This is a genomic window from Bradyrhizobium genomosp. I (2014) (assembly GCF_000261685.1).
Classification (GTDB): domain Bacteria; phylum Pseudomonadota; class Alphaproteobacteria; order Rhizobiales; family Xanthobacteraceae; genus Bradyrhizobium.
On record NZ_AJQE01000400.1, the window covers coordinates 1 to 22,319 of the forward strand.

The following is a 22,319-nucleotide window of genomic DNA, read 5'->3' on the forward strand; positions in this document are numbered from 1 at the left end:
GACCCAATGACTCAGTAAGACTAATCCGCCCTACGGGACTTCGGCATCCCCAAGCCTGCCGATTTCAACCACCCGTTCACCATCTGGAAACGACCGCCGCTTAGAGTCGCCTCCACCTGCCTTGGGGGGAGGGGTTTTTCCATGGCTTCGAACGTCGTCGCGCGCCGTTGCGCGATGTTTTTCTTTGCGCTGTCCGTCTGTGTCGCCGGTGCCCGCTACATCACCGAAGCCCATGCCGCTGGCGCCTTTGCGGTCGGCAAGTGCGGCGCCTACGGCCAGGCGTATGATTACAACTCCGAGCACGAAGCCCGCATCGCGGCGCAGAAGCAGTGCAAGGGCGATTGCACGACCGTGACGATGAAGCGCGCCTGCGCCGCGATGTCGGTCGATCTCACCAACCCCTGCGGCGCCTATGGCTATGCCGTGAAGCCGAAGATCTCGGCTTCGCTCAACGCCGCTACGCGCGAGTGCTACAAGTACGGCGGCAAGGAATGCGTGATCCGCGCCTGGGCCTGCGACGTCAGGGGTTGATTCTTGTATTGTCATTCCGGGGCGCGGCAGCGCGAACTATGGTGCGCAATTGCGCACCTGAGAATCTCGAGATTCCGGGGTTCGGTGCGGCGCGTCGCCCCGGAATGACAATCGAGGGAACCACATGCAGTTCGACACCAAGATCGCGGTCGTGATCCGCACCGATCTCCAGGCCTGGCAGAAGCTCAACGTCGCGTCCTTTCTCACCAGCGGCATCGCCGCGGCTTTTCCGGACTGCATCGGCGAAGCCTATGAGGACGCCTCGGGCACGAAGTATCACGCGCTGATCGGCCAGCCGATCCTGATCTATGGCGCGGACGGTCCGGCGTTGTCGCGCGCGCTGGACCGCGCGCTCACTCGGAACGTTACGCCAGCCGTCTATACCGAGGACATGTTCAGAACCACGCACGACGCCGCCAACCGCGAGGCGGTGAGGGCGGTCGCGCGCACCGAGCTCAATCTCGTCGGCATCGCCATGCGCGCCGAGCGCAAGATGATCGACAAGATCGTCGATGGCCTGAAGTTCCATAGCTGATATCCGGCTGCGGAAGACCTGTCATCGCGTTGTCGTGATGGCGCACGCTGCGCAACGATTGGGCGGTTTGACCCGGATCAAGTGCCAGCGGCGTCGGGCCGCTACTCTGCCGTTCGCAATGCGAAGGAGCAGAGACATGCCGACCATGAAAGCCGCAATCGTCAGACAATTCGGCAAGCCGCTGGTGATCGAGGACGTGCCGGTGCCGCAGCCCGGTCCCGGCGAGGTCCTGGTCAAGGTGAAGGCCTGCGGCGTCTGCCATACCGATCTGCACGCGGCGTCCGGCGACTGGCCGGTGAAGCCGGTGCCGCCTTTCATCCCCGGCCATGAGGCCGCCGGAATCGTCGCCGCGCTCGGGCCCGGCGTGACGAATCTGAAGATCGGCGATGCCGTCGGCGTCGCCTGGCTCCACGACGCCTGCATGGCTTGCGAATATTGCGAGACCGGCTGGGAAACCTTGTGCGAGCACCAGCACAATACCGGCTACAGCGTGAACGGGGGCTTCGCCGAATATGTGATCGCCTCGGCCGCGTTCGCCGCAAAGCTGCCGGCGACGGTCGACTTTGCTGCCATCGCGCCGATCCTGTGCGCCGGCGTCACCACCTACAAGGGATTGAAGGAGACCGAGGCCAAGCCCGGCGAGTGGGTGGTGATCTCAGGCGTCGGCGGGCTCGGCCATGTCGCGATCCAGTACGCCAAGGCGATGGGGCTCAAGGTCGCCGCGGTCGACATTGCCGAAGACAAGCTCAAGCTCGCACGCGAGGCTGGCGCCGATCTCGCGGTCGATGCGCTCGCAGCCGGCGCTGTGGACAAGGTGCTGGCGGCAACCGGGGGCGGAGCTCATGGCGTGCTGGTGACGGCCGTCTCGACGGCCGCGTTCGCGCAAGCGCTCAAGATGGTGCGCCGCAAGGGCACCGTCAGCCTCGTCGGCCTGCCGCCGGGAGAATTTCCGACGCCGATCTTCGACGTCGTGCTCAAGCGCATCACGGTGCGCGGCTCCATCGTCGGTACGAGGCGCGACCTCGACGAAGCCATTGCGTTTGCCACCGACGGCAAGGTGAAGGCCGAAGTGAGCAAGGTGCCGCTCGCGGAGATCAACCACGTCTTCGATCGGATGAAGGCCGGCAAGATCGACGGGCGCATGGTGCTCGAGTTCAACTAGTCTCTGCAAGGAGCAGAGCATGGTCCGGCCAACGAAGATCGTCTTTCTCGGCGCCAGCAGCGCATCCTTCGGGATGAGCATGTTCCGGGATCTGTTCTCGACCCGCGATCTGGCCGGTTCGACACTGGTCCTGGTTGGACGAAACGTCGAACGGCTTGGCCGGTCGACGCGGCTCGCGAAGCTGCTCAACGAGAGATCCGGCGCCGGTTATGCCATCGAGGCTACGGTGGATTGGCGCGCCGCGCTCGACGGCGCCGAGTTCGTCGTGCATTCCACCGCGATCGATCGCAATCGGCTGTGGCGGCTCGACTTCGAGATTCCGCGCAAGTTCGGCATTCATCACACGCTGGGTGAGAACGGTGGGCCCGGCGGCTTGTTCTTCACCCTGCGCACCTTGCCGGTCGTCTTCGACTTCGTCCGCGAGATGGAGCTCCGCTGCCCGCGCGCGACCTTCATCAATTTCTCCAATCCGGAAAGCCGCATCATCCTGGCGCTCGGGCGGTACAGCAGGATTCGCAGCGTCGGCCTCTGCCACGGAATATTCATGGCCCGCGGTGATGTCGCCCGAATTCTGGGACTGCCGGAGAGCCGAGTGGATGTGTGGGGTGCGGGCCTCAATCACTTCCAGTGCCTGACCGAAATTCGGGATCGCGAGACGGGCGAGAACCTCTATCCGCTGTTGCGCGAGAAGGAGAGGGATTTCGATCCCGCCTTCTCGCCCCTGACGCGCAAATTGTTGCATGCCTTCGGCTACTGGCTCGGCTGCGGCGACGGTCACGTTGGCGAGTATCTCTCGTTCGGCTGGGAGGCCGGCGAGGGCGGCTACAATTTCGACTGGGACGAGAGCGAGCGCGCGAAACTGACGCGCCTGATCGATGACGTGCTCGCCGGTCGTGCCGAGGCGCCGGACTGGTGGTCGATGCCGTCCGGGGAGCGCGCGATCAGCATCATCGCCGCCAGCGTTCATAACCGCAAGCAACTCGTCGAATCCGCCGTTATTCACAATCGACAGGTGATCCCGAACCTGCCGGCCGACGCCGCGGTGGAGGTGCCGGTGATGGTGGATGCCGCGGGCATTCATCCTGTCTCGCTCGGGCCGCTGCCCGATGGCGTGGCCAAGCTGATGACGATCCAGGTTCAGGTTCAGCAGATGGCAGTGGAGGCGGCGATGCATGCCTCGAAGGAAATGGCGCTGCAAGCGCTGCTGCTCGACCCTGTTATTCATTCCGAGCAGGCCGCGCGCGGCCTGCTCGAGGAGTTGTGGGAGATCAACCGACCTTACATACGGCCATGCATTTGAGCGACCGACCAGTCTCAGCGCGTCGTACCTTACGTCGGCGGCATGCCTGCAAATTTCGGCAGGTCGGGATCAAGATGATCCCAGCCGTGACCGCGCGCGGCGAAAGTGACCGCCTGCGGCTTGTAGCGGGCGGGCTCGTCAAGGCTTGCCGCCCGGATCGTGAAGACCGCGGGCTGTGCCGCGAAGGTCATGTAGACAGGCACGCCGCATTGTGTGCAGAAGCCGCGCGTCTTCACGTTGCCGCTGTCGGCGACCATGTCCCAATGCTTCGCTTCGCCGGTCAGCGTGACGCCGGCGCGCGCGAACGTCGCGTACGAGCCATGGCCGCTGCCGCTTTCCCGCTGGCAGTCCCGGCACTGGCAGTGATTGCTGAACAGGGGCTCCCCCGGAATCGAATAGCGGATCGCGCCGCAGGCGCAGCCGCCGGTATAGGGCTTTTCCATCGCGATATCTCCCGCTCACTCTTCGCCACTGATCTCGTCGAGCTGGCGGACGACTTTCTTCCAGCCGCCGCTCATGACCGTGTAAGCCGACTCGTTCCTGGGCAGGACGAAGCCCGCATGGACCAGGCGGACCCGCGTGCCAGCTTCGACCGGGGTGAGGGACCACGTCACGACGGTGTCGAGCGGTGCGCCATAGCCGGTGTTGCGCTCGTCGCCGCCCTTCCAGGCGTAGACGAGGCGCCTGCAAGCCACGACCTCCAGAACCCGGCAATGGATCACGCCGTCCCAGTTGCCGCCCGGGGTGGTCTGGAAGGTGAAGCTATTGCCTTCGATGGCCTCGAAGCCGGTCGGCTGCATCAGCCAGCGCGCGATCAATTGGGCGCTGGTCAGTGCCTTCCAGATCGTCTCGGGCGTGTGCGGGAAGACCTCGTCGATGACGATGTCCCTTGTTTCGGCTTTCAACTCGGCAGCACTCACGGATCGATCTCCTTCAAGAGGTCACGCAGATTCTGGAAACGCTCGCGCCAGAAGACGCCGTAATGGTCCATCCAGGTGACCAGGGGCTCGAGTCCTTGCGGCGCGGCGCGGTAGTAGACGTTGCGGCCCTCTGCGCGCTCGGCGACCAGACCGGCCTGCTTGAGGGACTTCAAGTGTTGCGAGATCGCGCCCTGGGTGACGCCGCTGCCGCGCGTCAGCTCGGCGACGCTGATCTCCTTGCTCTCGAACACGCGCTCGAACACGGCGCGCCGTGTCGGGTCGGCGAGGGCGCGCATCACGGTGGTGAGGGGGTTTGGAGCGGCTTCGATCATGAAGTCGAATTAGTAGGTACTAATGCATTAGTCAAGACTAATTCATCGTGCTGTTGGAAGGCACAGATTGACATTGACTATGACTGACTAGTCAGTCATATGTTAAGAATGACGAAGAAACCGGAAAAGGCCGTGCCGCGGTCTCAGGCTCGCGCCAGCGAGCGCGGCCAGGCTCTCGAAGCCAGCGGAGGCGCTCCCGCCTCCAACCGCGCCACGCGCGCCGCGCAGCGGCGTGCGGCGATCGTGGAGGCGGCGATGGAGGAATTCATCTCGCGCGGGTTTGCGGCGACACGGCTCGACGACATTGCCAGGCGGGCGGGCGTGGCGAAGGGCACGATCTACCTGCACTTCAAGGACAAGGAATCGATGTTCGAGGAGCTGGTGCGGACCGTGATCGTGCCGGTGGTCACCCGCCTCACGAAGTTGCCGCCGCCGACGGGCTCGGTGCGTGATCTCGTCGAGAGCTTTGCCAGCAACTTTCTGGCAGAGGTCATCAACACGCGTCGCGGCGATCTTGTGCGTCTGATCGTGGCGGAGGGGCCGCGCTTTCCTTCCGTCGCCGACTTCTACTACCGCGAGGTCGTCTCGCGCGGGATCGCCGCCATGCGCGCGCTGATCGAGCTCGGCATCGCCCGCGGCGAGATCCGGCAGAAGGACCTTGCGCGCTATCCGCAGATCCTGGTCGCACCCGCGATGATCGCGGTGATCTGGCAGAGCCTGTTTGCGCGGCATGCGCCGCTCGATGCGCAGGAGATGCTGCGCGTCCATCTCGATTTGATTTTTGGCGAACGGAGGACGACATGACGTCGTCACAAGCAATTTTCAGTCTTGCATTGACGATCGTGCTCGCAACCGGGCTTGCCGGGTGCAACGAGAAGCGCGATCCCGGCTTCCAGGGCTGGGTCGAGGCCGACATGATCTTCGTCAGCCCGGACGAAGCCGGGCGGGTCACCAAGCTCAACGTCCGCGAAGGCGACGAAGTCAAGGCCGGCGATGCCCTCTATTCCGTCGACGACGATCTCCAGCGCGCCGACCTCAATCAGAACAAGGCGACGCTGGCGAATGCGCAGCAGACCTATGACCGGGCGGCCTCGCTGAGCAAGACCGGCTCCGGCACACAGGCCAATCTCGATTCCGCCGTGTCCGCCTTGCGCGTCGCGGAAGCGCGGGTGGCGACGTCGGAGACGCGGATGGCGCGGCGCAAGGGCTTTGCGCCCGTCGCCGGCACCATCCAGCAGATCTATTTTCGCGAGGGAGAGATGGTGGCGGCGCAGCGTCCAGTGCTGTCGATCATGCCTCCCGGCAACATGAAGCTGCGCTTTTTCGTGCCGGAGACCGAGCTGCCCAAGCTCGCGATCGGCGATACGGTGCGCGTCTCCTGCGACAATTGCGCGGCCGATCTCACCGCGAAGATCTATTTCATCGCGACCTCGGCCGAATACACCCCGCCTGTCATCTACAGCCTCGATGAGCGCAACAAGCTGGTTTATTTGATCCAGGCGCGGCCATCGCGCCCCGACGCGCTGCGGGTCGGACAGCCGATCGACGTCTATCTCGATCCAAAAACCCCGGTGGCGGACAAGCGATGAACGGCGGCAACGGCATCGCGATCGACGTCAAGGGCCTGACGAAGTCATTCGGCGGTCGCGAGGTCGTGCACGACCTGTCGATGCAGGTGAAGCGCGGCTCGATCTACGGCTTCCTCGGACCCAATGGCTCGGGCAAGACCACGACAATCCGCATCCTCTGCGGGCTGCTCACGCCTGACAGCGGCGAGGGCACCTGCCTCGGCTACGACATCCGCCGCGATGCCGAGAAGATCAAGCGCCAGGTCGGTTACATGACCCAGCGCTTCAGCCTCTATCAGGATCTCTCCGTGCGCGAGAATCTCGAATTCGTCGCGCGGCTCTATGGCCTCGTCGACGCGCGCGGCGCCGCACGCGACATGATCAGGCGGCTCGGGCTCTCAGGGCGGGAGGAGCAGCTTGCGGGCGAGCTCTCCGGCGGCTGGAAGCAGCGGCTGGCGCTCGGGGCCTGCACGCTGCCCAATCCGCAACTCCTGCTGCTCGACGAGCCGACCGCCGGCGTCGACCCCAAGGCGCGGCGCGATTTCTGGAACGAGATCCACGCACTCGCCGCCGAGGGCCTCACGGTGCTGGTCTCGACCCACTACATGGACGAGGCCGAGCGCTGCCACGAGATCGCCTACATCGCCTACGGCTATCTGCTGGCGCACGGCACGGTGGAGGAGGTGATCGCGAAATCCGCGCTGACGACCTACACCGTCACGGGCGAAGGACTGAACGAGCTCGGGGCTGCGCTGCCGGGCAAGCCCGGGATCGACATGGTGGCGCCGTTCGGCACCTCGCTGCATGTTTCCGGCCGCGACGTCGCGGCGCTCGAAGACAGCATCGCGCCGTGGCGCGAGAAGGGCGGACTGCACTGGCAGAAGTCGCAACCGTCGCTCGAAGACGTGTTCATCGAGCTGATGGGGCGCTCCAGGGACAATTTCCAATGAGCGCAGTCGACCATCCTGCACCACGACGCGAAATCCGCGAGCGCTTCGGCTTTTTGCGCCGCTCCTATGCGATGCTGGTCAAGGAGTTCATCCAGCTCAAGCGCGATCGCGTCTCGTTCGCGATGATCGTGATGCTGCCGGTGATGCAGCTGATGCTGTTCGGTTATGCCATCAACACCACGCCGCACCATCTGCCGAGCGCCGTGCTGCTCCAGGAGGACTCCGATCTCGCCCGCTCGATCCTGAAGGCGCTGGAGAACACCGCCTATTTCCGCTTCCTCTATGAAGTGCACGACGTCGACGATTTCGACAACCTGCTGAAGTCCGGCAAGGTGCTGTTCGGCGTCGAGATCCCGCGCGGCTTCGAGCGGGCGGTGCGACGCGGCGACCGGCCGGCGCTGCTGGTTGCCGCCGACGCCACCGATCCGGTCGCAGCGAGCGCGGCGATCGGCTCGCTCGGCATGGTCGTGCAGACCGCGCTCAAGCACGATCTCTACATCGGCGATCCCCCGGAGATGCCGTTCGAGATCCGGGCGCATGCCCGCTACAATCCGGCAGCTAGCTCCAGCCTCAACATCGTGCCGGGGCTGGTCGGCACCATCCTGACCATGACCATGCTGATCTTTACCGCCCTGTCGGTCACGCGCGAGGTCGAGCGCGGCACCATGGAGAGCCTGCTGTCGATGCCGATCAAGCCGGTCGAGGTGATGTTCGGCAAGATCATCCCTTACGTGCTGGTCGGCTTCGTCCAGGCCTTCCTCATCATCGGCATTGGCGTCGGCCTGTTCGGCGTGCCCGTGCTCGGCAACCTGGTCCTGCTGGCGTTGCTCTCGACGCTGTTCATCACCACCAATCTGTCGATCGGCTATACCATCTCGACACTGGTGCAGAACCAGCTCCAGGCGATGCAGATGTCGATGATGTTCTTCCTGCCCAGCATTTTGCTCTCCGGCTTTATGTTCCCGTTCGCGGGCATGCCGGCGTGGGCGCAATATGTCGGCGAGGGGCTGCCGCTGACCCATTATCTGCGCATCGTCCGTGCCATCATGCTCAAGGGCGCGACCATGCAGAACCTGCGCTTCGACACGCTGGCACTGGCCGCCCTGATGCTGCTCGCCATGACCATCGCCGTGACGCGCTTCCGCCGCACGCTGGATTGAGGCAAACTGTCCTCCGATGTCATTCCGGGGCGCACGAAGTGCGAACCCGGAATCTCGAGATTCCGGGTTCACGCTTGCGCGTGCCCCGGAATGACCAGGGGCGCGGAATGGCCAGGTTTGCGAGCAGGAAGACACGGCTGCATGCCGTGCTATCGGGCGATTTCGAGCGGGAGCTGACGCGGGAGGTGCTGCGCACCGAGCTGTTGCGGGTGCGCGCGCTGATCCTGACGGGCTGCGCCATGATGCTGTTCCTCACCACGATTTATCTGATTGATCCCGCCGTCGTGGACCGGGTCTGGCGCGGAACAGAGGGGGTCATCGAGATCTACAGCCTCTTGCTCGGCTTCATCCTGTTCGAAGTCTGGGTTCACACCCAGATTAGGAAGAACCTCCGCCTCGATCGCGATCTGCCGGTGATCAGGCGCTATATCGGCACGCTGATCGAGACGTCGTTGCCCACGGTCATCCTCATCCTGCAGATCCGGACCATAGGCGCGGCCCAGGCGCTCGGCTTCGCCGTGCCGCTGATGTATTTCATCTTCGTCATCCTCTCGACCCTGCGGCTCGACTTCTGGCTCTCTGCATTCACAGGTTTCGTGGCCGCGGCCGGGCTTCTGACCATCGCGCTGTACTACAACTCGACTGGCGAGGCCGACGAACCCCTGATTTATTTCCACGCCGTCCGCAGCACCATCATCCTGATCTGCGGCGTGCTGGCTGGCGCCGTCGGCGCTCAGCTGCGCCGCCAGTTTGCCGCGAGCATTGCGGCGGCGACCGCGCGCGACCGGGTGACGAACCTGTTCGGCCAGCACGTCTCTCCGCAGGTCGTGGAGCGGTTGATAGCGGCGGGCCCCAGCACGGGGGGAGACGTCCGCCGTGTCGCGGTGATGTTCGTCGATTTCCGTGGCTTTACGGCCGGTGCGCGGTCGCGTACGCCGCAAGAGGTCGTCGATCGGCTCGACGGCGCCTTCGCCGTGCTGGTCGACATTCTCGATCGCCACGGCGGCATCGTGAACAAGTTCCTGGGCGACGGCTTTCTTGCCTTGTTCGGCGCGCCGCTGGAGGCCTCCGACGCTGCGCAGCGTGCGGTTGCCGCAGGCCGCGAGATGCTGAGCGCGATGGATCGCATCAACGCAGAGTCGAGCTGGCCGCTTCGGATCGGGATCGGCATCCATTTCGGCGAGGTCGTCGCCGGCAATATCGGCTCGCCCAGGCGCAAGGAATACACCGTCATCGGCGATACCGTGAACTTCGCCTCGCGCCTGGAGGCGCTGAACAAGGAGTTCGGCTCGCAGCTCCTGATCTCCGCGTCCGTGCGCGAGGCGCTGGGCGACGACGGCCGCGACGCCGTCGCGCTCGGCGAGGTCGAGGTGCGCGGCTACGAGCGTCCGGTGACGGTGTTTCAGCTGGGGTGAGGACGCCCCGCGAGGAGCGCATGGTGACGGTGCCATGGTAGCGCTTGACTCCCGTCTCATATAGTCATCTAGATGACTGCATGAATTCAGCGCCGCTCGACGACCGCCTGCCACGCTACCAGCGCCTGCGCGACGACCTCGCCGCGCGGATCAACCGCAATGAATGGCGGCCAGGCGAGTCGATCCCGTCGGAAGCCGAGCTCGGCGCGCATTACGGCGTCGCGATCGGCACCGTGCGCAAGGCGATCGACCAGCTCGTCGCAGATGGCGTGCTGGAGCGGCAGCAGGGCCGCGGCACCTTCGTGCGCCGTGCACGCTTCAATTCCTCGCTGTTCCGCTTTTTCCGCTTCCAGTCCGAGAGCGGCGAGCGGCGCGTGCCGAAGAGCCGCATCATCCGCCGCAAGAGCGTGCCGGCGACATCGGCCGTCGCATCGGCACTGCGCATTCCCGTCGGCGAGCCCGTGATCAGCCTGTCGCGCCTGCGCCTGATCGACGATGTGCCGCTGCTCGCCGAAGAGATCTGGCTCCAGCAGTCGCGCTTTGCGCCGATCCTTGAGATCGACACCGCGGAATTTGGCGACCTCCTGTATCCGCTCTACGAGGAGCGCTGCGGCGAGGTGGTCGTGTCCGCCGAGGAAATCCTGACCGTCGAGACCGCCAACGAGATGCAGGCGCGCCTGCTCAGGCTCGCGCCTCATGCCCCGCTGATCGTGATCGAGCGCCTTGCGCTCGACCTGGAGCGGCGGCCGATCGAATGGCGACGGTCGCGCGGGCCCGCAGACCGCTTCCGCTATCACGCCGAGATCCGGTGAAGGCGGACTTCAACGACATCAAGCAAAAACGTGTACAGGGGTAGGAAAATGTCGAACTGGTACAGCGAAAGCTCGCCGCTGGAGCGGCGGACGTTTTGGGCAAGCTTTGGCGGGTGGGCGCTGGATGCGCTCGACGTCCAGATGTTCGGCCTTGCTATCCCGGCGCTGATCGCAGCCTTCGGCATCAGCAAGGCCGATGCCGGGCTGCTCGGCTCGATCACGCTGTTCTTCGGCGCGTTCGGCGGTTGGTTCGGCGGCGCGCTCGGCGACCGCTTCGGCCGCGTCAAGGCGCTCCAGATCACCGTCGCGACCTTTGCGCTGGCGACCTTCGCCTGTGCCTTCGCGATGACCTACACCCAGCTCCTTGTGCTGAAGGCGATCCAGGGCCTCGGCTTCGGCGCGGAATGGGCCTGCGGTGCGGTGCTGATGGCCGAGATCATCCGCCCCGAGCATCGCGGCAAGGCGCTCGGCTCGGTGCAGAGCGCCTGGGCCGTGGGTTGGGGCGCGGCCGTGCTGCTCTCGGCGCTGGTCTTTACCTATGCGCCGGCGGACATTGGTTGGCGGCTGCTGTTCGCGCTCGGGCTGTTGCCCGCGCTCCTCATCATCTTCATCCGCCGCGGGCTGAAGGAGCCGCCGCGCGCGGTCGCGGCCGAGAAGACGCCGTTCTTCGCCACGCTCTCAGGCATCTTCCATCGCGACGTGCTGCGCTCGACGCTGATCGGCGGCCTGTTCGGCATCGGAGCCCATGGCGGCTATGCCGCGCTCACCACCTTCCTGCCGACTTACTTGCGCGAAGTGCGGCATCTGTCGGTACTGGGCTCCAGCGGTTATCTCGCCGTCATCATCGTCGCGTTCTTCTGCGGCTGCGTGACCAGCGGCATCGTCAGCGATCGTATTGGCCGCCGGGCGAATGTCGCGTTCTTCGCCGGCGCCTGCATCGTCACGGTGCTGATCTACATCTTCGCGCCGCTGACCAATGGGCAGATGCTGGTGCTCGGCTTTCCGCTCGGCTTCTTCTCCGCGGGCATTCCCGCCAGCATGGCGGCACTGTTCAGCGAGCTCTATCCGGCCGGCGTGCGCGGCACGGGCGTCGGCTTCTGCTACAATTTCGGCCGCATCGTCTCCGCGGCGTTCCCGTTTCTGGTCGGCTTCCTCAGCGACCGCATCGGGCTCGGGCCGGCGATCGGCATCGATGCGGCCTTTGCCTATTCGCTGGTGCTGATCGCGGTGCTGCTGCTGCCGGAGACGCGCGGCAAGGTGTTTGAGCAGGCCGCGACAAAGCGTGCCTGACATCGAGACGACATTGCCGCCGACGATCGATACCCACGCCCACGTGTTTCACCGCGGCCTGAAGCTCGCGGCGGGCCGGCGCTATGCGCCGAGCTACGACGCGCCGCTGGCGCGCTATCTGGAGCAACTCGACCGGAGCAGCATGAGCAATGGCGTGCTGGTGCAGCCGAGCTTCCTTGGCACCGACAATTCCTATCTGGTCGCGTGCCTGAAGCAGGCGAGTGGCCGCCTGCGCGGCATCGCCGTGGTCGATCCCGCGGCGACTACGGAAGAGTTACGCGCGCTCGATCGCGCCGGCGTCGTCGGCATTCGGCTCAATCTCGTCGGCCAGCCCTTGCCGGACCTCGCCGCCGGCGAATGGAAGGCGCTGCTCGGAAACGTGAGATCCATGGGCTGGCAGGTGGAGGTCCAGCGCAATGCATCCGACCTCGCGCTGCTTGCGCCGCAGTTGCTCGATTGCGGCGTCACAACTGTGCTCGATCATTACGCACTGCCCGATCTCAAGCTCGGCGTCGCCGATCCCGGCTTCCAGTCGGTACTGAAGCTCGGCGCGACGAGAAGCGTCTGGGTCAAGGTCTCGGCGCCGTACCGCCATGGCGCTGCCGGTCAAGATTTTGCGAAGCAGGCCTACGCGTTGCTGCGCGACGCTTATGGACTCGATCGCCTACTGTGGGGCAGCGACTGGCCCCACACGCAGTTCGAGGCAACACAGACCTACGCGAAGAACCGCCAGTTTCTCGACATGCTGATCGCCGACGAAGGTGAGCGTGCGCGCGTGCTGGCCTCGCCGCATCAGCTCTTCCGCTTCTAAAATCTCTCCCGCGATTGCTCCGATTGCTCCGAATTTTGGGGCATGACGAGCGACGTGGCCGGCTTGTAGAGTGCCGGCGAAGCGGCCGGTCGCGGCCGCGACTTGCATGAGGAAGAGACGATGCAGCGCCGCTACGTCACCGTCGACGTGTTCACTGACCGCGCCTTCGGCGGCAATCAGCTCGCCGTGGTGCTCGATGCCGGCGGCCTCTCCACAGAGCAGATGCAGTCGATCGCCACCGAGTTCAACTATTCCGAGACGACCTTCGTGCTGCCGCCGCGCGACAAGGCCAACGACGCCGAGGTGCGCATCTTCACCCCGGTCCGGGAGCTGCCCTTTGCGGGCCATCCCAATGTCGGCACGGCTTTCGTGCTGGCAACGATCGCCAAGGAGTCGAAGCCGCGGCTGCTGTTCGAGGAGAAGGCCGGTCTGGTCCCGGTCGATATCGTGCGGGAGCAGGGCAGGGTGATCAGCGCCGAACTCACCGCGCCACAGAAGCTGGCGAGGCTTGCGCAGCTGCCCGCAGCCGACGTCGCCGCCTGCATTTCCCTGGCGGCGGATGACATCAAGACCGATCATCATGCGCCGCAAGTCGTCGGCGTCGGAACGCCGTTCGTGGTGGCGGAGGTGCGATCGCGCGAAGCCGTGCGCAGGGCCAAGCCCGACGCGGCAGCGTTTGGCCGGATGCTGCCGCGCGACGGCGCTTTCTCGGTCTACTTCTACACGCGCGATGTGCCGGCAGCGGAGGCGCCCTGCGAGCGTCAGGCGCGGATGTTCTTTCCCGGCGCAAGCGGCCTGATCGAGGACCCCGCCACCGGCAGTGCGACGGTGGCCGCCGCGGCGTTGTTCGCCGATCTCGACCCCACGCGTGACGGCGAATTGAGGCTCACCATCGGCCAGGGCTTTGACATGGGCCGTCCGAGCATGCTTCTCACCCGCGTGCGCAAGCAGGACGGCAAGATCGTCTCCGCCCATGTCGGCGGGAGTTGCGTTCGGATGATGGAAGGAACGTTCAGGCTGGAGGGGGAGGGCTGAGCTCTTTCAGCTCGTCATTCCGAGGCAGCGCGAAGCGCTGAGCCCGGAATGACGGCAGCAGCTACACCTGCCGCCCCGTCAGATTCTTCACCGTCACCCCGTCGCGCTCCTCGATGATCTCCGCGATCATCTGGCGGTGGCAGTGGGTGTGGTCGCGCTCGTAGCAGAGCAGGCACACGGGGCCGGCCTTCTTCACCAGCGCGGAGAGTTCGTCCATCTCTTCCCGCGCCTGCGGGGTTTTCAGGTGCTTTGAATAGATCTTCTCCAGTGCGGCGTACTGGCCGCTGCGCGCGGCGAGGCGGCCCTCCTTCGGCGTGCCGAGCCCGGCGAGATGGACATAGGCGATGCCCCGTTCGTCGAGGCCCGCCGACAGCTGCTTCTTGGAAAAGCCCGGTCGGCGCGACGACGTTACCGCGCGCACGTCGACCACGAGCTTGACGCCGGCTTGTTCCAACTCGTCCAGCACGGCCTTGGGCGGCGTCTGCTCATAGCCGATGGTGAAGAGTTTCTTCGCCTTTGCCATGTCGCCCTCAGCTCACCCGCGCAATCAGTTCCATCGCGCCGGCCGGCGCGCGCACCTTGCCCTCGTGGATGACATAGGCGAATACGTCGCGCGGCTCCTTCTTCGGCTTGGTCTCGTCGACCTTCGGCAGGTCGTCCGGTTCACCGCCCGAAGTCCAGTCCTGGAAGCGCTTGGCCCAGGCATCGAGCTGCTTCGGCGGATAGCAGGTCTTGATCTCGTCATTGCCCTTCTGCAGCCTTGCATAGACGAAATCGCCGGCGACATCAGCGATAGCAGGATATTTGCCGTGCTCGGCAAACACCACGGGCGTCTCGAACTCGCGGATCAGCGCAACGAAGTCCGGCGTGCAAAAACTGTCGTGGCGGACCTCCACGACATGACGCAACGCGCGTCCCTCGAGCTTGCGCGGCAACAGCTCGAGGAATTTTCCAAAATCGGCGCCGTCGAATTTCTTGGTCGGGGCGAACTGCCACAGCACCGGCCCGAGATGGTCGCCCAGTTCCAGCACGCCGGAATCGTAGAACCGCTTGATGGAATCGCCGGCTTCGGCCAAGACGCGGCGGTTGGTGGCGAAGCGCGGTCCTTTCACCGAGAACACGAAGCCATCAGGAACTTCGCTCGCCCATTTGCGAAAGCTGTCCGGCTTCTGCGAGCCGTAATAGGTGCCGTTGATCTCGATCGAGGTCAGCTTCGAGGCGGCATAGGACAGTTCCTTCGCCTGCGCCAGCTTCTCCGGATAGAACACGCCGCGCCACGGCTCGAAGGTCCAGCCGCCGATGCCGATGAAGATGTTGCCGGATTTTTTTGACGCGGTTTTTGCTTTGGCCACGAAATGTCTCGCATCGATGGAGAAGGAAGGGCTTCATCCTAGTCAAACCAGATGTGATTGGCCAGTTGGCCCGCCCCGTCTAAGCTCGCAGGAGGACCCGCGAAGAAGGAGAACAAGATGCGGACGCTCTTGCTGGGAGCCGCGCTCGTCATGATGACATCTGCTGCCATGACATGTTCTGCGTTGGCGGATGACGACGACGCGAAAGGCGCACAGAAGCTCGCCCAGCAGGGCCGCGACGACTACTGGCATTGCCTGGCGCGGGAATATTCGCGCGATAGCAATCGGGGTCTGTCGGAACAGGATTTCGGCCGCTCGGTTGCGGGCGCCTGCCCATCGGAGCGGCAATATTACCGGGTGGCGCTGCTCGACTATCTCACCATGCAGTATCCGAACATCGATTCCGGCGCCCATCTCGCCACTGCGAACAGGGCGGTCGAGGCGGCGCAGAAGGATATCGTGACGGCCTTCGTCAAGCACCGGCCGCCCGCGAAGTAGGGGGTTGGCGAATGGCCAATAGCGAATAGGGAGAAGGCAGGCCTTCCTCATTCGCTACTCGCCATTCGCTATTCGCTATTCGCCCCAGGGCCTTCCGGCCGCGCACTTATCCATGGTATCACTCGCCGCATCTGGAGCAGGATGGACTTGCATGTCGTCTGAGTCGGTGGGTGGCATTCTGGGGGCGGTCGTCGCGGCGATCGTGCTCGCGGTCGCCGTCGTGTTTGGGCCGATCGGCCAGTACGGCAAGCCGCCCAGGCCGGCGAAAGTCGAATCGGCTCCGGTGGCGGCGCCGGAAGCCCCCGCCGCGCCTGCGCCGCGCGGGCCGATCATCCGGGAAGTGCCCAACCAATAAGGCACGGAAAATTGGGATTTCCGCCCCCTTGCGAACTGCTTTTGCCGTCCCCATCTAGCTTGCAACGGCGACGTTGAGCGAAGAACTCCGTTGCCGGGACGACCTTGGAATAGCTCAGGCCTGCGCCGGATGTACGCGCGGTCCGCCGTTCCGGGGTCGTTGGCATTTTAGGGGCCCTTTTCGGCCGTTCCCCAGAGACCCCGGCTTGGCAGCGCAGGACGCGGCGGATATACGCTGCCGTCATGAATGAAGCGATCAGACCGGGCGCCGACAACCCGCCACAGGCTCAAGAGGGGCCGGAACTGTCGGTCATCGTCCCGACCTTCAACGAGCGCGACAACGTCACGGTGCTGTACCGGCGGCTGGAGGCGACGCTCGCCAACGTCGCCTGGGAAGTCGTGTTCGTCGACGACAACTCGCCCGACGGCACCTGGGATGTCGTGCGCGCGCTGGCGCAGCACGACAGCCGCGTGCGCTGTGTCCGCCGCATCGGCCGTCGCGGCCTGTCGGGCGCCTGCATCGAGGGCATCCTCGCCTCGAGCGCTCCCTATGTGGCCGTGATCGATGCCGACCTCCAGCACGACGAGACGCAACTGCCGAAGATGCTGTTGCTGCTCGCCAGCGATCAGGCCGACCTCGTGGTCGGCAGCCGGTACATCGAGGGCTACAAGAGCGAAGGCTTCAACAAGCAGCGCGCCGGAGCCAGTGCGTTCGCGACCGAGGTCGCCAGGAAGATGCTGCGAGTCGGGATCGCCGATCCCATGAGTGGCTTCTTCATGATCCGCCGGGACCGGTTCGAGCAGCTCGCGCCCAAGCTCTCCGTGCACGGCTTCAAGATCCTGCTCGACGTCGTCGCGACTGCGCACGGCGGCTTGCGGGTCGTCGAGATCCCCTACACCTTCGGCGCCCGCCAGCACGGCGAGAGCAAGCTCGATTCCATGGTTGCGCTGGACTTCCTCGGACTCGTGCTGGCCAAGCTGACCAACGACATCGTTTCGCTGCGCTTCATCCTGTTTGCGATGGTCGGCGGCATCGGCCTCGTGGTGCATTTGACCACGCTGTTCGTCGCGCTTCGGCTGTTCAAGGCGCCGTTCGCGGAGGCGCAGGCCGCCGGCGCCATCGTCGCGATGACCGGCAATTTCATCCTCAACAACTTCCTCACCTATCGCGACCAGCGGCTGAAGGGTCTTGCGCTGCTGCGTGGCCTGATCGCCTTCTACATCGTGTGCAGCGTCGGCCTGCTCGCCAATGTCGGCGTCGCCTTCTCGGTCTACGACCAGGAGCCGATCTGGTGGCTGGCAGGCATGGCCGGCGCGCTGATGGGCGTGGTGTGGAATTACGCGATGTCCGGACTGTTCGTCTGGCGCAAGAAATAGCCTGCGATGGGCGGAGCCGACGCGCGGATCGTCCGCAATACCGCGCTGCTGATTCTCGCGCTGGTGGCCCTGCGGCTGGTCGCGGCCGCGTTCACGCCTGTTACCTTCGACGAAGCCTATTACTGGATGTGGTCGAAGAATCTGGCGGGCGGCTACTACGACCACCCGCCGATGGTGGCCTACGTGATCCGCGCCGGCACCATGATCGCCGGAGACACCGAGCTCGGCGTCCGGCTTGTCTCGATTCTGTTGGCGCTGCCCATGAGCTATGCGGTCTACCGCTCGGCCGCGATCCTGTTCGGCGGCGCGCGTGTCGCCGCCACCAGCGCCATCCTGCTCAATGTGACGATGATGGCCTCGGTCGGCACGCTGATCGTCACGCCCGATGCGCCTCTTCTGGTCGCCTCGAGCTTCGTGCTCTTCTTTCTCGCGAAAGTGCTGGAGACCGGCCGGGGCGCCTGGTGGCTCGCGGTCGGTGCGGCGGTCGGCGCAGCGCTACTGTCGAAATACACTGCGATGTTCTTTGGGCCGGCCATCCTGATCTGGCTCGCTTGCGTGCCGAAGCTAAGGCGCTGGTTTCTCTCGCCCTGGCCGTATCTCGGCGGCCTGGTTGCCCTCGCGATGTTCTCGCCGGTGATCCTCTGGAACGCGGACCATCAATGGGTCTCGTTCGCAAAGCAGCTCGGCCGCGCGAGAATCGAGGACTTCCGCCCGGTCTTCATCGCCGAGCTGATCCCGACTCAGATCGCGTTCGCGACCCCGCTCGTCTTCATCCTCGGCGCGATGGGCCTGCACGCGCTGACCTGGCACCGGGCCGGCGCGCTGGCCTCGCGCCTGCTGATCGAGACGATGTTCTGGACCATCGTCGCCTACTTCGTCTGGCATTCGCTGCACGCCCGCGTCGAGGCCAACTGGTTCGCGCCGGTCTACCCGCCTTTCGTCGTCGCCGCGGCCGCCGCCGCCAACCTCGTGCAGTGGAAGCCGCGCCAGCGGCGCCTGGTCGATTTCTGCCTGCGCTGGGCCGCGCCGACAGGCATCGCGATGTTTGCAGCCCTGATCGTGCAGGCCAATACCGGCTGGCTGTCGGGATATCGCCGCGATGCCACGGTGCGCAGCGTCGGCGTCGGCTGGCGCGAGCTCGCCGCCGAGATCGAAACGGTGCGCGCGCGCAATGGCGCGAGCTGTGTGCTCGCGCAGGACTACGGCACCACGGGCTGGCTCGCATTCTATCTGCCGCGCGGCACCTGCGTAGCGCAGCAGACCCAGCGGATCCGCTGGGTCAATATGCCCGAGCCAGATCCCAAGCTGCTCGCCGGCAAGCTGCTCTATGTCGACGAACTGCGCGCAGGAGGCCATCCCGCCCTCGACGCTCTCTTTGCGCAGGTGACGCCGATTGCGCAATTGCAGCGCAAGCGCGGGCCGCTCGTGGTCGAGACCTACGGCATCGATCTGCTGGAAGGCGCCAGGGGCGACGTGCTCGACCGCTCGCCGCCGCCGGAAGCGCGGTAAGGCCCTACTATATCCACACTGTCGTCCCTGCGAACGCAGCGACCCATACCGCGTGATCTATCTTGAGGGCAGATGCGTGTACCGACAACAACCTCGTCAGTGCTAGTCTTCGCCAAACCTCTCCCTGTGGTAGATCTCCGCTTTCGCGGGGACGACAGCGGAGTGTCGGCAAGCAGCTGCGGCTATTTAGTCGACAGCCTCGGCCTTGGTCGACGCCTGAGCCGGCCCATCCCGGTCGCGCCAGAACCAGACTGCCACGACGCCGGAGCGGCCGCGGACCTGCGCGAGCAGGGGGCCAGAGAGGACGCCGTCGGGCGCGCCCCGGAAGTCGGCAGTGTCCAGCAGCATATCGCTCAGCGCGAGCCGCACATCGTTCTGGGTGGCAATCTCCATCAGCCGGCTTGCGACGTTGACGGTGTCGCCCGTCGCCGTGATGTGCTGATGGCTTTCGCCGAGCCGGGATGCGACGATCGGGCCGCAATGCGCGCCGATCTTGAAACCGAGCTGACCTGCGATTGCCGGCGGTAGCGAGGCGATCCAGTGTTCGAGGCCGCGATGCAGATCGATCGCGCATTTCAGCGCGCGCGCCGCGTCGTCGGGCATCGCGCGCGGCAGCCCGAACAGGATCATGGCGCCGTCGCCGAGAAAGCCGGTGATCATGCCGCCGCAATCGATCGCGGTCTTGTCGATCAGCGCGTGAAAAGTCTTCAGAATATCCCTGAGTTCGTCCGGATCAATCCGCTCGCTCAGACCGGTGAAACCGGAGAGATCGACGAAGACCACGGCTGCATCCTGCCGGACGGGCTTCGACAGGAAGTCCGGATCTCGCGCCAGCCATTCTTGCACCGCCGGAGCCTGGAATTGCGCAAGCGACCTGCTCTTGGCGGCGAAATATTGCGTCCGGCGGCCTCCGGCCCACAGCTGCACGCCGGCAAAGACCGCAACCGGCGGCACTGCCGCCGCGAGCGTGGTCGCGGCGTTCAGCCAGATGCCGTGCGTGAACGCGTACAGGTTGAGCCCGGCCCAGGCCGTCATCACCGCGGCCGCCGCCATGATGCCGAGCGCACTACGCCGCCAGGCGAGCAGGCCGACCAGCAGCATCGGCAGCAGGATCGCAGTGAGCGCGTCGGCAATACGGACCCTGCGGTCGCGCACGATGGAGTCGCCGGCGACCAGATGCGTGATTGCGGTCGAGACCACCTCGACGCCGGGCATCAGGGAATCGAACGGCGTGGGATAGAAATCGCCGCCGCCGGCGACCGAGGCGCCGATCACGACGATCCGGTTCTCGATCGCGGCGCGATCGAGCGTGCCGTCGAAGATGCTCTGTGCGCTGACGGTACGGATCGTGCGACGCGGGCCATAATAGGTGATCGGCAATGCCAAATCGCTGTCGGTCGGCACCGCGCGATCGCCGAGCATGAGGCGGTCCGGCGCGACCGTCAGCGGCTGGTCGAGCGCGCGGGCCGCGACGCGCAAGGGGAACGACAGCTCGACCTTGTCGCGCGTCCGGAACAGCATCGGCACCGATAGTGGCGAGCCCGACTGCCCCGTCGCGACGTTGACGACACCGACCTCGGCGTGATCGGCGAACGCGGGCAATGGCCGCAGGAAACGTTCGGCCTGCGGCAGCACGGCGAGGGGACCTTCGCTGCTGGGATCCACGGTTTCGCTGGCGGAGGGGAAGATCGCCGCGGCGGCGAGCACCATGGGACCGGTGGCGAGCGTGTTGGCCAGCGTGGCGTCTCCGATCGCAGCGCTGCGATCAACGAGCAGGAGATCGATCGCGACGACCTTCGGCTTGAACTGCACGATGGTGTCGACGACGCGGGCGAGATCGGCGCGCGGCAGCGGATAGCTGCCGCCGCGTTTCACCACGGTATCGTCGATCGCGACGATGGTGACGAGATCGGGCGGAGCCTTCACGCCGCGGACCTGCGTCCGCCAATCCGTCAGCGTCGCCTCGAGCCGATCGAGAAAGCGCAGATGGCCGTTGGCGTGCGCGGCAAAGATGCCGGCGCCCCATAGCGCGGTGAGGACGAGCGCCACCAGGATCTGAATGCGTCGGCTGCGCATGCGGTCGTCCTGCAATCTTCTATTGTCCAAATCTCATAGGTCGAGCCTTGTTGACCCGGTCTTATTGTCCGAGTCTTGCCATGAGGGCGTCGACGCGCGGCTGGCCCCATGTCTTGACGGTCAACGGGCCGGTCGGCTCGACATCGACGCCTTCGCCGGGCCCAAGCACGACGCCGCGTCCACGAGCCCTCCGGGTCACGCCGACCCGGCCGTCGGCGACGAATACGGAGGTCTTGGTGTCAGCGACATCGACCGCCCATTTCGTGCCGCGCACCGCGGCAATCGCTTGCGGCGTCAACACCTTGAAGGGATTGCCGCCGCGCCTCCTGGGCACCTCGATCAGCAGCGCTTTGCTGCTCAACTCCGCGGAGTCTATATGTCCGTCGCGGTTGGCGTCCTTAAGTTCAAACTTGGCGCCGTTTTCCGCAACGATGGTGACACCGTTATCACACCGCCAGGTCTGCGTCCCGGCAGCCGACGGCGATGCGGTGCAGCCCGCATTGGCCGCAGGCTGTGCAGTGGCAGATCCAATCAATAGAAACGACCCCGCCAGGACGAAAAAACCTGCGCGCGCGATCCCTCTCATGCCAGCCTCCGTTTACGTGCACGGCACAGTTCAGGGCAAGTCGATACGGTACCGTATCACGCGCAGAGGCTGCTGAAAAGTGCCGGGGTAGGAGCTACTTTCTCGTGGCGGCGATTTCCAGAACCGACCTGATCAACTTTCGGTCACGGCGCCGTGCCCCGTGAGGGACGCAGGGCCGGCCGGACGCCGAGCCCACCAGCCTCGCGCAACGCTTCCGCGCTACGGTCAGGGCCAGTTTGGCGACCACGAAAATGACGTTGTTGAATGTCTCGTGGGTACGGTCGCAAGCGTCGAAGAACTGACGCAAGCTGGTCTAGAAACATGGTTAACAAATTCGACTAAGTCCGTAATTCTGCGGGCTTTTTTCTCAAAACGGGACAGCGTTAACGCGTTGCCCCACATCCGCCCGAACTTAATCTGCATTTAACTAAAAGTCGCCTTAATGACGCTCCGGCCCTCTGCGAGATGCTGTTCCCGGATCGTGACCAGCGGCACTTTCAAGGGGGACTGAGTGACACCGTCCTGGACGCAAGGCGAATGAGTACGAGTATCGCTGCGCAAAGTAACGCGGCACGGAAGTCCAAAAATCCTGGCAAGAATTCTCTTCGGAAGCCTTCCCGGAAAATAACCACGACAAATTGGCTGGGCGCCGCGGCGATCGGCTGCGTCGTGATGGGCGCCGGCTGGACCATCTACAGCAACGTTTTTGGCGCGAGCGTCTATCCGACCGTCGGCGGCATCGGCTA

Annotated in this window: 24 protein-coding genes and 1 pseudogene; 18 read left to right on the top strand and 7 right to left on the bottom strand. The window is 65.0% G+C overall.

The window, feature by feature from the left end; all coding sequences use genetic code 11:
- The first annotated feature begins 141 nt into the window (after window positions 1–141).
- From IC50_RS35220 to IC50_RS35235, 4 genes are all read left to right on the top strand, one after another.
- Window positions 142–531 (top strand): DUF4189 domain-containing protein, encoded by a 390-nt coding sequence (locus IC50_RS35220; RefSeq protein WP_035715952.1) that lies wholly within the window; start codon window positions 142–144, stop codon window positions 529–531.
- Between the two features lie 124 nt (window positions 532–655).
- On the top strand, window positions 656–1,066 hold the full coding sequence (locus IC50_RS35225) for a DUF2000 family protein (RefSeq protein WP_035715955.1): 411 nt from the start codon (window positions 656–658) through the stop codon (window positions 1,064–1,066).
- A 136-nt stretch (window positions 1,067–1,202) separates the two neighbouring features.
- Window positions 1,203–2,228 (top strand): alcohol dehydrogenase AdhP, encoded by a 1,026-nt coding sequence (gene adhP, locus IC50_RS35230; protein ID WP_035715957.1) that lies wholly within the window; start codon window positions 1,203–1,205, stop codon window positions 2,226–2,228.
- 19 nt (window positions 2,229–2,247) lie between these two features.
- Window positions 2,248–3,528, top strand: coding sequence for a family 4 glycosyl hydrolase (locus IC50_RS35235; RefSeq protein WP_035715960.1), 1,281 nt, complete (start codon window positions 2,248–2,250; stop codon window positions 3,526–3,528).
- 29 nt (window positions 3,529–3,557) lie between these two features.
- Here the strand turns inward: IC50_RS35235 and IC50_RS35240 are convergent, their stop codons facing one another.
- Genes IC50_RS35240 through IC50_RS35250 form a run of 3 tightly spaced genes read right to left on the bottom strand, consistent with a single transcriptional unit; the run spans window position 3,558 to window position 4,780 of the window.
- Window positions 3,558–3,971 carry a GFA family protein gene (locus IC50_RS35240; RefSeq protein WP_035715962.1) on the bottom strand — a complete coding sequence of 138 codons (414 nt, stop codon included), beginning with the start codon at window positions 3,969–3,971 and terminating at the stop codon, window positions 3,558–3,560.
- A gap of 15 nt (window positions 3,972–3,986) precedes the next feature.
- The gene (locus IC50_RS35245; protein ID WP_035715965.1) at window positions 3,987–4,448 is read right to left on the bottom strand and encodes an SRPBCC family protein; all 462 of its coding nucleotides are present in this window, start codon (window positions 4,446–4,448) and stop codon (window positions 3,987–3,989) included.
- The gene (locus IC50_RS35250; RefSeq protein WP_035715967.1) at window positions 4,445–4,780 is read right to left on the bottom strand and encodes an ArsR/SmtB family transcription factor; all 336 of its coding nucleotides are present in this window, start codon (window positions 4,778–4,780) and stop codon (window positions 4,445–4,447) included. Before IC50_RS35250 ends, IC50_RS35245 begins: the two co-directional genes overlap by 4 nt.
- A gap of 108 nt (window positions 4,781–4,888) precedes the next feature.
- Between IC50_RS35250 and IC50_RS35255 the strand changes: the two genes are divergently transcribed.
- From IC50_RS35255 to IC50_RS35295, 9 genes are all read left to right on the top strand, one after another.
- Window positions 4,889–5,584, top strand: a complete 696-nt coding sequence (locus IC50_RS35255) for a TetR/AcrR family transcriptional regulator (protein WP_085974122.1) — start codon at window positions 4,889–4,891, stop codon at window positions 5,582–5,584.
- Window positions 5,581–6,369, top strand: coding sequence for an HlyD family secretion protein (locus tag IC50_RS35260; protein ID WP_035715970.1), 789 nt, complete (start codon window positions 5,581–5,583; stop codon window positions 6,367–6,369). The genes IC50_RS35255 and IC50_RS35260 overlap by 4 nt, the downstream gene beginning before the upstream one ends.
- Window positions 6,366–7,298 (top strand): ABC transporter ATP-binding protein, encoded by a 933-nt coding sequence (locus IC50_RS35265; protein WP_035715972.1) that lies wholly within the window; start codon window positions 6,366–6,368, stop codon window positions 7,296–7,298. Before IC50_RS35260 ends, IC50_RS35265 begins: the two co-directional genes overlap by 4 nt.
- The gene (locus tag IC50_RS35270; RefSeq protein ID WP_035715975.1) at window positions 7,295–8,458 is read left to right on the top strand and encodes an ABC transporter permease; all 1,164 of its coding nucleotides are present in this window, start codon (window positions 7,295–7,297) and stop codon (window positions 8,456–8,458) included. Before IC50_RS35265 ends, IC50_RS35270 begins: the two co-directional genes overlap by 4 nt.
- A gap of 107 nt (window positions 8,459–8,565) precedes the next feature.
- The gene (locus tag IC50_RS35275; protein ID WP_035715977.1) at window positions 8,566–9,873 is read left to right on the top strand and encodes an adenylate/guanylate cyclase domain-containing protein; all 1,308 of its coding nucleotides are present in this window, start codon (window positions 8,566–8,568) and stop codon (window positions 9,871–9,873) included.
- A gap of 80 nt (window positions 9,874–9,953) precedes the next feature.
- Window positions 9,954–10,685, top strand: a complete 732-nt coding sequence (locus IC50_RS35280) for a GntR family transcriptional regulator (protein ID WP_035715979.1) — start codon at window positions 9,954–9,956, stop codon at window positions 10,683–10,685.
- A 48-nt stretch (window positions 10,686–10,733) separates the two neighbouring features.
- A complete protein-coding gene (locus tag IC50_RS35285) occupies window positions 10,734–11,975 on the top strand; it encodes an MFS transporter (RefSeq protein WP_035715981.1) in 1,242 nt (413 codons plus the stop codon).
- Entirely contained in the window at window positions 11,968–12,786 is an 819-nt protein-coding gene (locus tag IC50_RS35290) for an amidohydrolase family protein (protein ID WP_035715983.1), read from the top strand. Before IC50_RS35285 ends, IC50_RS35290 begins: the two co-directional genes overlap by 8 nt.
- 120 nt (window positions 12,787–12,906) lie before the next feature.
- Complete coding sequence (locus IC50_RS35295) at window positions 12,907–13,821, top strand: PhzF family phenazine biosynthesis protein (RefSeq protein ID WP_035716013.1); 915 nt, start codon at window positions 12,907–12,909, stop codon at window positions 13,819–13,821.
- A 61-nt stretch (window positions 13,822–13,882) separates the two neighbouring features.
- Here the strand turns inward: IC50_RS35295 and IC50_RS35300 are convergent, their stop codons facing one another.
- A complete protein-coding gene (locus tag IC50_RS35300; protein ID WP_035715985.1) occupies window positions 13,883–14,344 on the bottom strand; it encodes a DUF488 domain-containing protein in 462 nt (153 codons plus the stop codon).
- A 7-nt stretch (window positions 14,345–14,351) separates the two neighbouring features.
- A complete protein-coding gene (locus IC50_RS35305) occupies window positions 14,352–15,173 on the bottom strand; it encodes a DUF72 domain-containing protein (RefSeq protein WP_035715989.1) in 822 nt (273 codons plus the stop codon).
- A 117-nt stretch (window positions 15,174–15,290) separates the two neighbouring features.
- On the opposite strand from IC50_RS35305, the gene IC50_RS35310 reads away from it, so the two are divergent.
- The 4 genes from IC50_RS35310 (at window position 15,291) to IC50_RS35325 (ending at window position 18,911) form a co-directional block, all read left to right on the top strand.
- Entirely contained in the window at window positions 15,291–15,671 is a 381-nt protein-coding gene (locus IC50_RS35310; RefSeq protein ID WP_035715991.1) for a hypothetical protein, read from the top strand.
- Between the two features lie 151 nt (window positions 15,672–15,822).
- A complete protein-coding gene (locus IC50_RS35315) occupies window positions 15,823–16,026 on the top strand; it encodes a hypothetical protein (protein WP_035715994.1) in 204 nt (67 codons plus the stop codon).
- 242 nt (window positions 16,027–16,268) lie between these two features.
- Entirely contained in the window at window positions 16,269–17,402 is a 1,134-nt protein-coding gene (locus IC50_RS35320) for a glycosyltransferase (protein ID WP_035715997.1), read from the top strand.
- Window positions 17,403–17,408: 6 nt separating this feature from the next.
- The gene (locus tag IC50_RS35325) at window positions 17,409–18,911 is read left to right on the top strand and encodes a glycosyltransferase family 39 protein (protein ID WP_035716000.1); all 1,503 of its coding nucleotides are present in this window, start codon (window positions 17,409–17,411) and stop codon (window positions 18,909–18,911) included.
- A gap of 186 nt (window positions 18,912–19,097) precedes the next feature.
- Here the strand turns inward: IC50_RS35325 and IC50_RS35330 are convergent, their stop codons facing one another.
- Both IC50_RS35330 and IC50_RS35335 read right to left on the bottom strand, forming a co-directional pair.
- Window positions 19,098–20,987: a CHASE2 domain-containing protein gene (locus tag IC50_RS35330; protein ID WP_035716017.1), complete on the bottom strand. Its 1,890-nt coding sequence runs from the start codon at window positions 20,985–20,987 to the stop codon at window positions 19,098–19,100.
- 61 nt (window positions 20,988–21,048) lie between these two features.
- Window positions 21,049–21,573: a FecR domain-containing protein gene (locus IC50_RS35335; RefSeq protein WP_035716004.1), complete on the bottom strand. Its 525-nt coding sequence runs from the start codon at window positions 21,571–21,573 to the stop codon at window positions 21,049–21,051.
- Between the two features lie 465 nt (window positions 21,574–22,038).
- Here IC50_RS35335 and IC50_RS42855 point away from each other — a divergent pair.
- Window positions 22,039–22,319: pseudogene (locus tag IC50_RS42855) on the top strand (hypothetical protein); the annotation flags it as partial.